A 16,759-nucleotide genomic window follows, 5' to 3' on the forward strand; every position below is an offset into this window, starting at 1 on the left:
AACTACATTTGTTCAATATCTAGAGCTAAGACCCGTGTCAAAAAAGAAGAAATCGTCCAAAAAGAAGGATAAAAAAGGAGCAAAATCCGAACTTCTACAACGTAAAGTTGAAAATGCACTTGCAGATAACACTAAGCTGAAAAGCAAGTGTTGTAAAAAGTATAAAAAAAACGAAAGCAAAAGGTGTGGGCGCTGTCCTTGTTTTGACCTTTTAAAGAAAGTAGCTTAGGCAATTTCTCTCTTCAAAAACTTACCCGTCTACTTTTACAATTTCTTGATTTCAAAAAGGAGATAGACCTCCTATATTTGCAGTATGCTCAAGATTGCGTATCACCCTATTTACAAACATTCCTTACCCGAAGGGCATAGGTTTCCAATGCTTAAGTACGAGTTGTTACCCAAACAGCTTTTACATGAAGGCACGTGTACGCTTGAAAACTTCTTTGAGCCAGAAATACCAAACGATAAATACATTGTTGCTGTTCACGACCCAGAATACTTCTATGATCTTTTAAATATAAAAATTCCATCTCGTGAAGCCAGAAAAATAGGGTTTCCACTGACCGAAGATTTAGTTGAGCGCGAACGGATGATAGCAGATGGCACAATGAAAGGTTGCCTATATGCTTTAGAAAACGGTATAGCCATGAATATTGCCGGTGGAACGCACCACGCCTACTCTGATCATGGTGAAGCTTTTTGTATGTTGAACGACCAGGCTATTGGAGCAAGATATTTACAGGCAAAAAGCTTGGCTAAAAAAATACTTATTGTTGATTTAGATGTGCACCAAGGAAACGGTACTGCAGAAATTTTTCAGAACGATGCTTCCGTATTTACATTTTCCATGCACGGGGCCAGCAACTATCCCTTTAAGAAAGAACAATCGGATTTAGACATTGCCCTCCCAAAAGATACTGGTGATAGCGATTATTTGTCTTTATTAAAAGAAACTTTACCGAAACTGATTTCTGAAGAAAAACCAGATTTCATCTTTTATCTTTGCGGTGTAGACGTAATTGCTTCGGACAAACTTGGTACTTTAGGGCTTAGTATTGAAGGTTGTAAAGAACGGGATGCGTTCGTACTAGAAACTTGCAACCAGCTTCAAATACCTGTTCAATGTAGTATGGGCGGCGGGTACTCACCAGACATTAAAACTATTGTTGACGCTCATGCCAATACCTTTCGTCTTGCGCAAGAAATCTATTTCTAGCGTAAAACCCTTCTTTTTCATCAACTGCACAATTGATAATTCTATCCATTTATTCCGTATCTTAACAAAAGACCCGAACTTCACGAACACAATTACAACCGATAGAGTCTATTTTTTTCGACTTTAAGTATGGAAGGTTTTCAAAATACATCTAGTTTTGCAGTCATTATGAAAAAGACCATAGCCTTACTCTTTATTTTCCTTACAATTGGGACATACGCTCAAGATTCTATTGTAGCACCTACTGAAAAAAGGTGGGATATGTTTAAATACGACTTTGTAAATATGTTTAAAGGTGTAGGATATTCCTATGCTAGACCACTTCATTGGAAGGGCCAACAGTGGGCACAACTGGGCGGTGTGGTAGCTGGTACGGGAGCAGTTTATCTTTTTGATGAAGAAAGCTCTGAGTTTATACAAAGACAAAAAGAAAGTGTACCACATGTTATTCGTGAATATGGCGAACTTTATGGTAGCCCAGAAAATAATTATTTAGCAACATCAGGAGTTTACTTGGCTGGACTAATCACCAAGAATGAAAAACTTCGCCGTACGGGTGTTCTTCTAATTGCATCTGCAACTTCTTCAGGTTTTTTACAGCAAGTTTTAAAATCTGTTGTAGGTCGTGCAAGACCGGTAGCGGAAAAAGGAAAAGATACCTTTGACCCATTCAATTCAAACCGAAACTATCATTCTTTTCCATCCGGGCACGCATTGTTGGCATTTACCAACGCCTATGCTATTGGTAAGCAATTTAAAAGCCCGTGGATAAAAGCAGGTGTTTACACTTTGGGAGCTATCCCCGGAATTTCCCGTATTTGGGACGGTCAGCATTATTTAAGTGACTTTGTTTTTGCTGTTGCAATCAGCATAGCTACCGTAGAATCTATAGACAGGTATCTTGATAAAAAATACGACCAAAAATACAACGACCAAACTAAAAAGACCAGTTGGAACCTCAACTTTGGACCCGGAACACTTGGTGTGGTTATTCAGTTTTAAATTCTTCCTTATTTAGAATATCAAATAAGTACTCAGTACCAAAGCTGTGATGGCTGCTCCTGCTATAAAAGCATATTTCCATGGCTCAACACTTACAGCATCTGTAGTCATCGGCTCGTAATCTGTATCCCTTGGATAAAGTTTTCCGATTACCAACATAATGATAATGTTCAAAACAAACAAGATAGCCATTACATGTAAAAAGTGTGGATAGGCTTCTGCCTGTATCACACTCAAAGCTTTAGCTTCAGTTATTCCGTTCTGGGCAGCCTCAGCAAGCGCATTGTCCACATAATAAGGCTTGATAATAAACTGACTTATAGAATACAGGACAACCCCTGAAATTACGCCAATCTTAGCGGCTATTGCTGGCACACGTTTCGTAAAGAAGCCAATAACAATTACAGTTAGAATAGGAATACTATAACAACCATTTGCTTCTTGCAACCAAGCAAAAAGACCTTGTGGAGCATTAGCAATCAAAGGTGCTACGCACATCCCTAAAATACCAAGCACAAGACCAAATACCTTACCTGCCTTCACAGTTTCTAATTCAGTAGCTGTCTTTTTAAAATATTGTCTGTAAAGGTCAAATCCGAATAAAGTAGCACTACTATTCAACAAACTATTGAACGAGCTTAGAATGGCACCAAAAAGTACCGCGGCAAAAAGACCTGTAAATGCAGCAGGAAGCACTGTGGCCACCAATTTAGGATAAGCTTGATCAGGATTATCTAATTTACCTTCAAAAATATGCCAAGCAATAATACCTGGTAATACTACAATTATTGGTATCAAAAATTTCACTAAAGCTGCTAGGATTACCCCTTTTTGACCCTCCTTTAAATTTTTTGCTCCAAAAACACGCTGTAAAATAACTTGGTTCGTACCCCAATAGAACATCTGTACAAGCATCATTCCCGTAAAAATAGTTCCAAAAGGTATAGAAGCATCTACATCTCCTTTTACATTAAATTTCTCAGGATGAGTTTCCCATAGAATAGATATTCCATCTGAAATACTCCCATCACCTATAGCCATTAGCCCAAAAACAGGAATAAGAAGCCCACCAATTAAAAGACCGATTGAATTGATAAGGTCAGAAACCGCAACAGCCTTTAATCCGCCAAAGATTGCATAGATTATACCGATTGTACCAATACTCCAAACACAGAGCCACAACGTAGCTGTATCGGAAAGTCCAAGGAGGCTAGGTAAATCAAACATTGTACTAAACGCCAGGGATCCTGAATACAATACCGAAGGAATCACCACAATTACATAACCGGACAAGAATAAAGCCGTAAGAATAGCTTTTGTACCATGATCGAATCTATCTTCCACAAATTGCGGAATCGTTGTTATACCACCTCTCATGTATCTAGGAAGAAGGAATACAGCAGTTATAATCATTGCTATAGCCGCCAATGTTTCCCAAGCCATTACCAAAACACCTTCGGTAAACGCTTGTCCGTTCAACCCCACAATCTGCTCTGCAGAAAGGTTGGTCAAAAGCAACGAACCAGCAATTGTAATTGCCCCTAGGCTTCTCCCGGCTAGAAAATAACCGTCAGCAGAATTTTCATTGGTACTTCTTGTAGCATACCAAGCGATAACGGCTACTAAAAGTGTAAAACCTACAAAAGAAACTATTGAGAGCATGTTTTTGGTGTTTTAAGTTGGTATTGAGTAATAGATATAACTGGATTATCAGTTATCAATTTTCTTTAATACGCGGCACGGATTGCCTACAGCGACTACATTTTCAGGAATATCCTTAACAACGACACTACCGGAACCGATAACGCTGTTGTTTCCGATAGTAACTCCAGGGTTAACGATTACCCCACCACCAATCCAAACGTTATCTCCTATCCGGATAGGTTTTGCATATTCAATACCTGAGTTTCTTGCTTCAAATTCTAGAGGATGCGTGGCCGTTAGCAGTTTTACACCTGGTGCCATCATCACATTCTTACCGATATATACTGGTGCGGCATCCAAAATAATACAATCAAAATTAGCATACGAGTTTTCACCCCAATAAATATTGAAGCCATAATCACACGTAAAACGATTTTCGATGTAAAAATTCTTACCAGTCTCGGCAAATAGTTCTTTAAAAAAATGTTTGCGTTGCCGTTCTTTGTCCATAGGTATAGACTCAATTTCACGCATCAATCTTCTTGCATTTAACCTTACCCTAACCAATTCTTTATCATTGGGATTATAGGGTTCCCCGCTAATCATTTTTTCTTTTTCGGTCATTTGATGTCTACTATATTTTCTCGGCTCTTATAATTCCACAAGCAGGAACCTCTATCTCGAGTACACCTTTCGAAAATACTACATTATCCTCCCTTATCAAACTTCCTTGGCAATCATAGATTTTACAGCGGTAAGCTCCTAAATCTTTGGTGCTTCGGACGATAATTTGATCCGCAATTTGACCATTTAAGATATCTATAAGTTTATGCGCTTCATTAAGCTCAGTAACCCAAGCATCATAAACACCAATAATTACCTGCCCATTCTTAGATACCCTTTCTGTGGGATAGTTGGCAAGAGGTTTAGAAGGAAGAAAATCGCCGTTCATAAGAACATCTGCATTTTCATTCCAGTACTTGGTGTAAAACCCGATCATATTTAAATATTCCTTAGGTGTATCACTTAACATTACCGAAAGTTGAGGAACACCAAAAAGCGTATTAATGACTTGAAGTGCCGCAATTTCCAATGGTTCATCTGCATGCCAAGTCACCATATCTGAATGTACAGCCGTATTACCCGCAAGCATACGGATATCTGCTATTCGCAATCGGTTCATGGTAGCATCTCCCGGGCAATCAAAAGCCCGGAACATGTTTCCATATTTACGCATTGCCGGTCCAGTATATTTCTGTCTGAACTCGATAAAAATTTCGGGGTTAATTTCTGTTAAAGCATTTTTTACATCGGTCAACAATCTGTCAACAGCTCCGTTTATTGAAGCGTAATCCGCATCTGCCCCTAACTTAATAGGTGTGTCTTTATAGAATCTAAAGTCGTCTATAAAATCTAATTTAAAACCGTCTAAATTCCAGTCTTTAGCTGCATTTGTATAAATATCGATAAGGTATTGTCTTACATCTGGATACCGTGGGTCAAAAACAGGTGCCCATCTGTGGTCTTCTGTTAAGTATTTACCCTTAAAACGCTTGAAGGCCTTTGATTTTTCACCACAGAAAGGAACTGAATACCAAAGGGCTACTTTCATACCCGTTTCGTGAACACTTTTTACGAATTCTGCCATTTTAGGAATACGATCCGGCTGCCAATCGCCCGTAAAATCATATCCTCTATTTGTATCAAACGTTTGCCAACCATCATCAATGATGATAGCTTCGTAACCTAAATTTTTCGCCAATCTACACTCTTTTAAAAGTAACGATACATCAAGATTTTGATGAAATTGATACCAAGTAGAGTACAATGGCTTTTTTGCAATAGCAGGAACATATGCCGGCTTTAGTTCCTCAAAGGTTTCCCACCAAGAAGACACAGCCCTTAGGCTATCTGAAAAATGCCTGTTTTGGTTATCCAGTCGTAATTGGACTTTGAAATTTTTTAGTGGATAATGCTGTTCCGTAAAAAATGTAATATGGCAATAAAAACAATTGTCCTCTTCACGTAAACGAGCGTTCATTTCCAATTTATTGATAGCATTGGAACAAGCAAAAGTTAAAACATTCTCATCGCTATTACCAAACAGAGAAATTACGGGAGAATCAATAGAAATTCTTGACTCCATATTATCTAATTCCCAGTCTGCCTGAATACGTTTATTGAAGTCCGTAGTAGGTTTCCAAACACCCTTTACATTTACTGCCGGAACCTTCCATTGTAATGTAATTGGCTTAGGAATTATTTGTTCGTCACTTGTTACTTCAAAATTGTAGATAACCGTACCATCATGGTCATGTACTTTTTTAAGGGAGGTTCGTAAATTTTGCTTTGCTCCTGTTATAGTTATCTCGGGATTTGCTTTAGTGGTCTTATTTACAATCATCTTAATTTTATTATGGCCGGCAATTAACTAGCAATTGGTGGTTTTCTGATATTTCTCTTGAAGCAAAAAATTATATTTCACCTAACATTTACTGTAGGAAAACAAGAAACAACTATTATTTATTATACTATGATATTCTATGCTACTATTCAAATATACAGTGTATTCTAAATATCTCAAAAAAAATAACCCCAAAAGTGTATATAGACTTGATTTACAGAGCAAAATGATATAACATTAAGAAGAGGAATTATTTTTTCGCAACTTATCCAAACCCTTTATTTTTAGTAAAAAATAATATTTTGACAAAATTTTATTGAAATATACATATAATTCAGTTCATAGCTAAGAAAAATCCTTCATTACAAGTAAACCCTATTATAACTATAGATAATGGTAAGAATAAGCTGTCCGAAAGAATTTATGCTAACATTGCATAAGTATAATTTATATCCACTGCTGTAAAACTAATTACTATTTATCAGATTTAATTTTCTTAATAATATAGCTACCTACTGCCTTACCTTGCTGAATCCCAAGTTCAATAGCCGGCCTGTAATGAATCCCCCCATATAAACGGCTAATGGCAGCTTCTTCAGCGGCTCCCCAAAAGGACTGAAAGCTTCTTGGAGGAAGACCGTATGGCACTTCTGTAGCATCTACAAAAGAATAGTTCTCACCAAAGAGATGTGTAAGTACAGTTGCCGCAGCGCTAGAAGCAACACTATGACCAGAAGTATGTTCTGGAAAAGCAGGTGTTTGAAGAATAGGTTGCCAATCCTGGTCTATATACTGGTTTATATAGGTTTCAGGCCTGGTTAGACTACTCTTATACTTTTGATCCCAACAACTTATAAAGGCATCTGCAATAGTAACTCCTAACAATGACATGGTTTCAGCTGACTCTAATACACCAGCCTTTTGTTCATCTAATATTTGTGCAGCAATATGCATCCAATGCCCCCCAGGTGAAATTTGTTGTTGAAAATACATGACATGACCATTAGTAGTTGAAATATTAGGATTGCAATCCCAAAATTTGGCAACTTCTAATTTTGCAGAATCGATATTTTTAACCGTTTCGTATACTTCATTTGCTTCTTTATAGAATTTTGAAGATTCGGTACTATCAAATTGAGTTGGCAAACCAGGGTCGAATTGCCCAGCTGAGTCTAGTACGAACGGTTTTATTGTTCTCCAGTGCGGTTCAATAGCTTCCATGTAGTCAGGCGGAGTGGGTTTCCATCGACCGGGGTCATCTGAAATACTGAACCTTGGTAAAGCTGTTCTTCTCAAATATCCATCCTTGCTGGCACGAGCTAAAATTTCTTTCCCTAATTTTTCACCTAAAGAAACCGAGTTTTCATAGGTCTTCTTATCAATGCCAATTTCCTGAACGTCACTAAGCAATTCTTTCTGCATGTTGTCAATCAGCTCTAAATCAAAAACAAGTGATTTGGCTACATCAGTAAAAGCAACCAAAGAGGTTAATGGGTAATAATAGGCTTTGTTGGCTTCCGGCTTACTTAAATTATCTAAATCGTTTAATTGACCGCCTAAAGATTGTTTTGAGTCATCTTGAAAACGTATTCCTTCGTATGCTGCGATATTGGCATAAGCATAGATTCTACTAGCCACAGGTGGAGTGAATATGTCAGCAACTATTACATCAGTAAGTTTTCGATTGTAGGTCGAAATACTTCCTTCAAAATAAGCGTCAAGGCCTTCTTGATTATGATTCGGCCCACAAGCTGATATTACTATTAGAACAAAAAGTAGAAGACTACTTAACTTCATTTTTATTAAAAACTGTTTTTGTTTTTCCCGATGCATCAGTAAATATTATTTCTTTTATTTTATTTTGTATTTGAATACTTCTAGAACTATTTGACAGATAGCCTGAACCATAATAGAATTCCTTTCTTACTTTTTTTCCATTTTCGTAAAAGATTTCTGCAAATAGCGTTTCTTTTTCTGCATTAATAATTTCAATGCTTTCTTCAGGAGTATTTGTAGTGAAAATCTTTAAAGGTCCATTATTATTGGCAACAATTATTTGTAATTCTCCTTTGCCATTACGGATGCTAGCTAAGCCACTTCCATCAAAATCATTTATGAAACCACTTTCTTTGAGAGAGAGTGTTTCAAAACTACCATCACCCTTTCCCTTTAGAACTAATCCTTTTAAAGCATCATATCTTCCTGTAGCTACATCAGTTGAGTAGGAGTTGCCAGTTAAAATCACATCTTCATTACCATCTTGATTAAAATCTTCAATAACAATTCCTTCAATAGGAGCCATTTGAGCAGCTATTGGTAAATCACTTATCTTAAAGCTACCATTTCCTAAGTTTTCTACATAGCTACTAGCGAAGTTATGACTTTTCACAACGTACGCATTTTCTAATTCTTCTGGAAGAAATGATTTCTCAAAAGGAGTTTCTGCGTATGATTTATAGGTTTTAAAACGGGATCGCATAGCACTTATTTGACTAATAAGCTCATCTCGAGAATGAGCAATATAGTTTTCGCCATCATTATAATAACACATTATTGGATCTATGCGACCATCTTTGTCATAGTCGTTAGCATAAATGGATAGCGGTTCATTTTCTGAAGCCTTGAATTTATTGTTTAACCCTTGATTACCAATAATATAGTCAATGTCTCCATCGCCATCAAAATCACCTCCGTTAATACTATTCCACCAACCTTCTGTTTTCTGGAGTCCTATTGTATTTGTAGCACGTATTAACTTGCCATTCTCATTATGAAAAAATTCCACTTGCATGAATTCACCCACAACAATTAAGTCACTCCATCCATCGGAATCATAATCGGTCCAAAGTGCTGAGGTTACCATAGTTAGTTTATCCCAATCACTAATTTGATTACTGATATCTCTAAACTTAAGATTCTCTGCATCTTCATTGGATAAATTCTCCAAGAGATAACTTTTAACAGGCATAGGATATTTACCAGGATTTACACGACCACCTACGAACAAATCTAAATCACCGTCATGGTCAAAATCAACCGCGTTTACCGTTGATCCACTTATTTTGATTTGTGGCAAGGCATCTGATTTGGAAAATTTTCCAGAACCGTCATTGAGGTAAAGTCTGTCTTGATAAATAAAATCCTCAGTTAAAAGTACTCCGCCACTTACAATATAAAGATCAAGATAGCCATCATTATTGGCATCAAAGAAAAGGCTACCCAAATCCTCTTTACTTACATCAAAGGGAATAGTGGATTTACTAAAAGTAGCATCTTTATTTTGAACGAAAAATTCTCCAAATTGACCAGAACCACCACCCACATAAAAATCTTCTAGACCATCAGCATTATAATCCCCAACAGCTATACCGGGGCCATTTCTTGATGTCATATGTGGTAAAATGGGCTGAATTTTGAAATCAATCATACCATCTTCGATATGACTAAAGTCAATTTTTGACTTTTCAGTTGTTGACGTAAACCAAGCTTTATCTTGGCTGATTGTCTCTTTGCTTTCTAAAGTAACTTGATCAGTTTGTTTTATAAGTAACTGTTGATCCGCTTTAATACCTGTTAAGTTTTGATAACTATTGTCTGGCCACCAAATTTCAATTCGCTCAACGACATCTTCTTTCCCTAATCCGAAATGAAGTATAGGATCTGTACTAGATTCATAGCCCCTACTCAAGAAATTTTCCTCAAACTGTGTACTGGTTTTTGTGGTTATTTTAACCTTGGCTCCAATACCTTGAAGATTTCCTTGTTTTCCTACTAACTGTATTCTAAGATAATGATTTATGGTATCGTTCAGAGTTCTATTTTCATAAACAAAAGCAGGTTGATTAACATTATTAACTACCAAGTCTAAATCACCATCATTGTCTAAATCAGCATATGCAGCACCATTTGAGCAGCTTGCATCTACTATTCCCCAATCTTCGGAAGTGTCTTCAAAAGTTGTATTGCCAGAATTACGATATGAATAATTCACCAGTTTAGCTGGAGGTAATTCTTGAATAGATTTTAATTTTTGATTGATTTTCGCTTCTCGCTCACCAAGTGGATTGTCGTATATGTTTTGATAGTGAATGTAGTCAAGGTTTCCTAAATCCCTCAAAAATCCATTTGTAATATAAATATCTTTATACCCATCGTTGTCATAGTCAGCAAGAAGCGTACTCCAGCTCCAATCAGTACTGCTTATACCAGCCATATTTCCAATTTCACTAAACTCACCTTCACCCATATTTAGCTGCATGGTATTTCTGCTGTACTGTGCCTGATAACCAGCATTGAGCATCATTTGAAAGCGGTCATAACCGGTAGATGAAATAATCAGTTTTTGTCGTTCATTATCTTCTGGTCTCATGTCGAGAACCATTATATCAGGTTTACCGTTATTATCAATGTCTGAAATACCGTTACCCATACCGGCGTAAGATGTATGGTTCATGTTTTCTGTAATCTCATCTTTAAAAGTGCCGTCGCCTTTATTTATGTATAGGATATCATTACCAACAAAATCATTTGAAATATAAATATCTGGCCAAGAATCATTATTGATATCTGATATAGCAACACCTAAGCCGTAACCTTCTACTAAAATCCCAGCTTCTAGAGATACATCTGTAAATTTTCCATTGCCTTCGTTTCGATAAAGTCGGTCATTACTTATTGATTTTCCATCTAGTTTTCTAGGATTACTGGAATTCACTTGATGTTCATAAGCAGCAGGGTTAACCAATAAGTACAAGTCTAAATCACCATCCTTGTCATAATCAAAAAATGCTGAATGCATGGATTGCCTTGTGTCTGCAAGACCGTATTCTTTTGCTTTTTCAGTAAAAGTAATTTCACCTGAATTTGACGAAGGGCCATTATTGATGTAAAGTAGGTTGGCACGTTTTGATTCTTCGGCTCCGCCAGAAACTGCTATATAAATATCTAGAAAACCATCTTGATTGATATCAATCATTGATGCTCCAGTGCCCCAACTATTATTCAAAAGACCGGCCTTTTCAGAAAAATCTTCAAATTTTAAATCGCCTTTATTTAGATATAATCGCCCTGAAACCATGTTACCACTAAAATAGACATCAGTTAAGCCATCATTGTTCACATCACCTACAGCAACTCCAGCTCCCGTATAAATATTCATGTATTTAAATACATTAATACTGTCATTTTCTGTAATAAGGTTATTGAAATCTATTCCTGTATCAGACGGATTCAATAATTTAAAACGCTTCGGCTTTTCGGTTTCACAAGAGGTCAAAAGAACTACACTTGCCAATAGAAGTATTAGATTTCTCATTGAACGGTAAGGATTTCGGTAGCGTTACCTTCAGAATCTAGTATTCTAACGGAAATAACGTTCTGTGGGATAACTAGTTTACGACTACCCTGCGATAAATACCCGGTTCCATAATAAAATTCTATCTTTTGTTTTTTACCGTTTGCGTATTCAATGAGTGCATAGGCATCTTTGTTTTTAGGCGAATATACCTTTTGCGCCTTGCTTAGCTTTTTATGAACTTTAAGGTTGCCATCATTTACACTAGAAATAATCAACTCATCGTTTGCTGTAAACAAGTTAACTTGTCCTTTTGCATCTGCCTGAACAAAGAAGCCACTTTTATCAACATTAACTGAATTGAAGTGACCCGTACCGTTACCTTCAAGTAATGTTCCTATGGAAGCGTCATACCGACCCGCGAAAGTTTCGCCACTATAAAAATTACCAATAGCCAAAACGTCCAAATTGCCATCGTCATTAAAATCACTAATTGTGGTACTGTATATAGGAGCAATTTGAGATGTTCTTGGGAGATTGCTAATTTTAAATTTGCCTCCGCCTGTATTTTCTAAGTAAGCATTCGCAAAAGTTTCGCTTTTAACTACATACGCATTCTCTATTTCTTCTTTAGTGAATGATTCTTCAAATGTAGCTTTTGAATAATCTTCAAATGTTCTGAATCGCCCACGCATAGCATTGATTTGGTCGATGAGGTCACTTCTTGAGTGAGCTACGTAGTTTTTACCGTTGTTGTAATAACACATTACAGGGTCAATTCTTCCATTTTTGTCATAATCGCTTGCATAAATGCATAAAGGTTCTTTAGCATTTGCTTTATACCGACTATTAAGTCCTAAATTACCTAGGATATAGTCAGTGTCACCGTCATTATCAAAATCACCTGCATTGATACTGTTCCACCAGCCATGGGTGTTTTTTAACCCTGTTTCACTGGTCACTTCTTTTAATTTACCTAAATCGTTTTGAAAGAAGCGGATTGCCATAAACTCACCTACAACGATAAGATCAAGCCAAGAATCGTTATTAAAATCAGTCCACAACGAAGCCGTCACCATGCCAAGATTGGAAAATGTTTTGGAAATAGGTTGATTATCTTTTTCAAATTTAATATTGCTGGGAGTGCTTTCATTTTTTAATAATACACTTTCAGGAGCCATAGGGTATTCCCAAGGACGTAATCTGCCACCAACGAAAAGGTCTAAGTCACCATCCTTATCATAGTCTGCGGCGTTTACGGTAGCGCCACTAATATTTAATTCAGGAAGTACATTGGTTTTAGTAAATGACCCAGAACCATCATTTTTATAGAAACGGTCTTGGTATAAGGTGTCTCCAGTTTCATGCGATGAACCACCGCTTACTATATACAAATCTTGGTCACCATCTGAATCAGCATCAAAAAATAATGCTCCCATGTCTTCGTATAATTTATCTTGGAGGGGAGTTTCTTTAAAAGTCCCGTCATTTTGTTGAATTTTTAGCACTCCTACTTGTCCAGCTGCACCTCCTATGAAAACATCTTCCAACTCATCTCCATTAACATCAGCAACAGCCATTCCAGGTCCGTTTTTTGAGTGCATATGGGGTAATAGGGGTTGAACTTTATAATCTACAAACTCATTTTCTTGATGTTTGAAATCTAGACCAATACTGTCGATTTCTTGAAATAATGTCGGACTACTATCTTTTACACGTTTTATTAATTCAGATGCATCCTTTTGATGTAAAGTGATTTCTTGATTTACAGGTACATCTTTCAAAATTTGCTGAAGACCATTAGGCCAAGTTACCTGTACACTATCTATTACATTTATATTGCCTATACCAAAGTGAACAGATTGCTCAACAGTTGATAAGTATCCTCTATATGGGGTAAAGTATTGTTTTTGTAATTGTCCGTCGTAAAATAGCTCAACTTGACTTCCTAAGCCTTCAAGGTTGGGTGCTTCTCCTTGGAATTTAAATTTTATATAATGTTTATTTTCGCCAATGTTGGTATTGTTTTTTAAAATGCTAGCGTGCTCGTCAATATTATTTATCACCAAATCTAAATCACCATCATTGTCTAAGTCGGCATAAGCCATGCCACTTGAATAAGTAGGCGTATTAAAGCCTGCCTCTTCAGACATGTCGTCAAAAGTAAAATCACCTTTGTTTTTGTAGAGGTAATTTTGCTTCTTAATGCCAGGTAATTTGCCTAGTGCTTTTATACGTTCTTTTCTATTGGCCTCTTCGGTACCCATGGTTAAAATTCGGTTACCATATACCATAAAATCCAAATTGGTAATATCTTGTCTGTAGCCATTGGTAATGCACAAATCCTTTAAGCCGTCATGGTCATAATCGAATAGTAAGGCACTCCAACTCCATTCTGTTCCAGAGATACCAGCAATCTGGCCTACCTCGCTAAAGGATCCATTTCCATTATTTAGCTGTAGCGTATTCCGAATATATTGGGGTTGATACCCGTCTTTAATACTTTTTTCAAATACATCATAGCGATTTCCTGCCATAGTAAGTTTCCATCGCTCGTTATCCGGAGGCAGCATATCTAAAACTATAACGTCCATATTTCCATCGTTATTAATATCCCCGATATCATGACCCATTCCATTATAGGTTAGATGTTTGAAATATTTCTTGTTTTCATTTTTAAAAGTTCCATTTTGTTGATTGATATATAATAGGTCATCCGTAAGAAAATCATTGGATACATATACATCAGGCCATCCATCGGTATTAATATCACAGATTTCAACACCTAGACCAAAGCCTTCTATTAAAATTCCTGAATCGGCTGAAACATCTGTAAAAGTTTGGTCACCGTTATTGCGATATAGTTTATCTACCGAAGGTGATTTACCAGATCTATCTTTTGGTCGTGATACGTTACGGTTATAATCTACTAAGTCATTACTTAAGACATACAAGTCTAAATCACCGTCAGAATCATAATCAAAGAAAGCAGATTGTACTGAATAGCCAGTATCTGCTATACCCCAAATTGCTGCTTTTTCTTCAAACTCTATCTTTCCCGTCTCCTTTGTTTTATTAATAAACAATAGGTTTTGTCTTTCGTTCGCTTTCGAGCTTCTTGGTCCACCTTTACTAATATAAATATCCTTGTAGCCATCTTGGTTAATGTCTACTATTGCAACTCCGTTAGACCAATAAGATGATCCGGATTTAGAAGATTCAGTAATGTCATCAAATTTAAAATCACCTAAATTTTTATACAATCGATTACTGTTCATATTGCCGATGAAATAGATGTCTTGTAAACCGTCGTTGTCAAAATCAGCAGTTGCAACTCCAGCACCGTTATACATGTATTCAAAGTCTAATACACTTAGGCTTTCCGAGTATGTTAAATTGTTTGAAAAAGTAACACCTGTGTTATCAGGGTTCAATGCTTCGAACAAACTATTGTTGTTATTGCATGAAACGAATAATACAATGATTGAAAACAAGAAATACGGGAGCTTCCCTTTGAATTTATAGTGCATGTTCTAACAAAATATAAACAATATGTTTGTATTGCAAATAAAAGAATCCAATCTAAGAGATTGGATTCTTTATATCAATTAAATCATAAAATATTTTAATGCATTTTAGTAACCTGCATTCTGGGTCATAAGACCTCCTGAACGATCTATTTCAGAAAGAGGAAAAGGAAATACCTCAAGTTTTGGATCCCAAGAAGAACCAAAGATAGTTGGACCTAAATCCCATCTTACAATATCAAACCAACGGTGTGGTTCAAACGCCATTTCAACTCTCTTTTCTTGCATCATTGCTGCTAAAGGGTCTGAATTCATGGGAGCAGTTAAACCCGCTCTATCTCTAATATCCTGAATCTGTTGAACCGCGATACTAACATCACCACCTCCTCTAATCAAGGCTTCAGCATATAGTAATTTCAATTCAGCAAATCTAAACCAACGCTCGTTATTGAAATCGCCAACACCATTTGGCGAATAATTAGCCGCAACCATATTAGTTTCACCACGATACTTCTTAATTGAAAGACTATTAGACGACCAAATAGGATCATAGTCTAATACATTTAGAACTCCACCAGGACTCAATTTATAATAAGTTTCCCCTGGTTGGTAAATACTGGCTTCCAATCTTGTATCTCCTGGCTCAAAAGCATCAACTAAATCTTGTGTTGGAATAAACCAACCTTGCGCTTGTGCAGGAGCACCATTTGCCGGATCCCAATACCATGCTCTACCTGAACCTTGTGACCCCTTGAAATTTTCACTGTGATTGTCATCAAAAACCCAAATATTATCATCAGAGAATGGTCCACCATACTGGATTTCAAAAATAGATTCTGAATTATTTTCGTTGTTATAAGCAAAAACATCATCGTAAGAAGATGTCACAAGGCTATAAGGTCCGTTATCAACAACATCACCTATTGCAGTTATTGCCGCTGGCCAATCTTCTTTAAATACATTTACCTTACCAATAAAAGACTTAGCTGCCCATGCGGTAGCTCTTCCTGTATTACCTCCATCCCATACTTCCGGTAAACCAGCTGCAGCATCAGAAAAATCAGCAAGAATTTGAGCATATAACTCCCCAGCACCCGCATTTGGAAGTGCTAAATTATTTAAATCTTTACCTACAGCAATAGCAATGGGAGAGGTTTCACCAAAAAGCTTTAAGGCTTGAAAATGGTAAAATGCTCTTAAAAACTTGGCTTCAGCAGATAGAACAGTTTTGTCTTCTGCTGTTAACTCGTTCTCAGCATCTAAATTTTCAAGTACAATATTAGCTCTGTAAATACCTTCATAAATTTCACCGAACACAGCTTGAAAAGCTACATCAACAGAGGTCACCTGGAGATTATCTGCAGCTCGAGTTCTTGTATCTCCAGAGTTGGCATCTACTTCAGCATCATCGGTAATAATCATTGAGATTTTCCAATATTCTCCTGTTTCCCCAAGAGTCTCGGTACTTGTACCGTAAAAATCTTGGAGTGAAGAATAAGACGAAAATATTGCTCCATCAAAATCGGCCCTAGTTTTGTAAAATGTGTTGGGGGTCACCCTGTCAAGGGGAGCTAAGTCAAGCTCGTCCGCACATGAATAGAAGCCAAAAATAGCCACTAAAAAAATATAAAAATTTGTTTTTTTCATGATCAAGTATTTTTTGATTAAATAAA

9 protein-coding genes are annotated in these 16,759 nt (G+C 36.7%); 2 read left to right on the top strand and 7 right to left on the bottom strand.

What is annotated here, in order from left to right; translation table 11 throughout:
- Positions 1-313: 313 nt before the first annotated feature.
- Both HW347_RS01890 and HW347_RS01895 read left to right on the top strand, forming a co-directional pair.
- Positions 314-1,216, top strand: a complete 903-nt coding sequence (locus HW347_RS01890) for a histone deacetylase family protein (protein ID WP_214610263.1) — start codon at positions 314-316, stop codon at positions 1,214-1,216.
- A gap of 168 nt (positions 1,217-1,384) precedes the next feature.
- Complete coding sequence (locus HW347_RS01895; protein ID WP_214610264.1) at positions 1,385-2,218, top strand: phosphatase PAP2 family protein; 834 nt, start codon at positions 1,385-1,387, stop codon at positions 2,216-2,218.
- A 12-nt stretch (positions 2,219-2,230) separates the two neighbouring features.
- Here HW347_RS01895 and HW347_RS01900 read toward each other — a convergent pair whose 3' ends face one another.
- From HW347_RS01900 to HW347_RS01930, 7 genes are all read right to left on the bottom strand, one after another.
- A complete protein-coding gene (locus HW347_RS01900; protein WP_214610265.1) occupies positions 2,231-3,880 on the bottom strand; it encodes a solute:sodium symporter family transporter in 1,650 nt (549 codons plus the stop codon).
- Between the two features lie 48 nt (positions 3,881-3,928).
- Positions 3,929-4,486, bottom strand: coding sequence for a sugar O-acetyltransferase (locus HW347_RS01905; RefSeq protein ID WP_214610266.1), 558 nt, complete (start codon positions 4,484-4,486; stop codon positions 3,929-3,931).
- 10 nt (positions 4,487-4,496) lie between these two features.
- Positions 4,497-6,266: a glycoside hydrolase family 36 protein gene (locus tag HW347_RS01910; RefSeq protein WP_214610267.1), complete on the bottom strand. Its 1,770-nt coding sequence runs from the start codon at positions 6,264-6,266 to the stop codon at positions 4,497-4,499.
- Between the two features lie 474 nt (positions 6,267-6,740).
- Positions 6,741-8,063, bottom strand: a complete 1,323-nt coding sequence (locus HW347_RS01915; RefSeq protein WP_214610268.1) for a vanadium-dependent haloperoxidase — start codon at positions 8,061-8,063, stop codon at positions 6,741-6,743.
- On the bottom strand, positions 8,050-11,580 hold the full coding sequence (locus tag HW347_RS01920) for a VCBS repeat-containing protein (RefSeq protein ID WP_214610269.1): 3,531 nt from the start codon (positions 11,578-11,580) through the stop codon (positions 8,050-8,052). The genes HW347_RS01915 and HW347_RS01920 overlap by 14 nt, the downstream gene beginning before the upstream one ends.
- Positions 11,577-15,089: a VCBS repeat-containing protein gene (locus HW347_RS01925; protein ID WP_214610270.1), complete on the bottom strand. Its 3,513-nt coding sequence runs from the start codon at positions 15,087-15,089 to the stop codon at positions 11,577-11,579. Before HW347_RS01925 ends, HW347_RS01920 begins: the two co-directional genes overlap by 4 nt.
- Positions 15,090-15,194: 105 nt before the next feature.
- Entirely contained in the window at positions 15,195-16,733 is a 1,539-nt protein-coding gene (locus HW347_RS01930; RefSeq protein WP_214610271.1) for a RagB/SusD family nutrient uptake outer membrane protein, read from the bottom strand.
- Between the last annotated feature and the right edge of the window lie 26 nt (positions 16,734-16,759).

It is taken from the genome of Zobellia barbeyronii (assembly GCF_018603515.1).
In the GTDB taxonomy this organism is placed as follows: domain Bacteria; phylum Bacteroidota; class Bacteroidia; order Flavobacteriales; family Flavobacteriaceae; genus Zobellia; species Zobellia barbeyronii.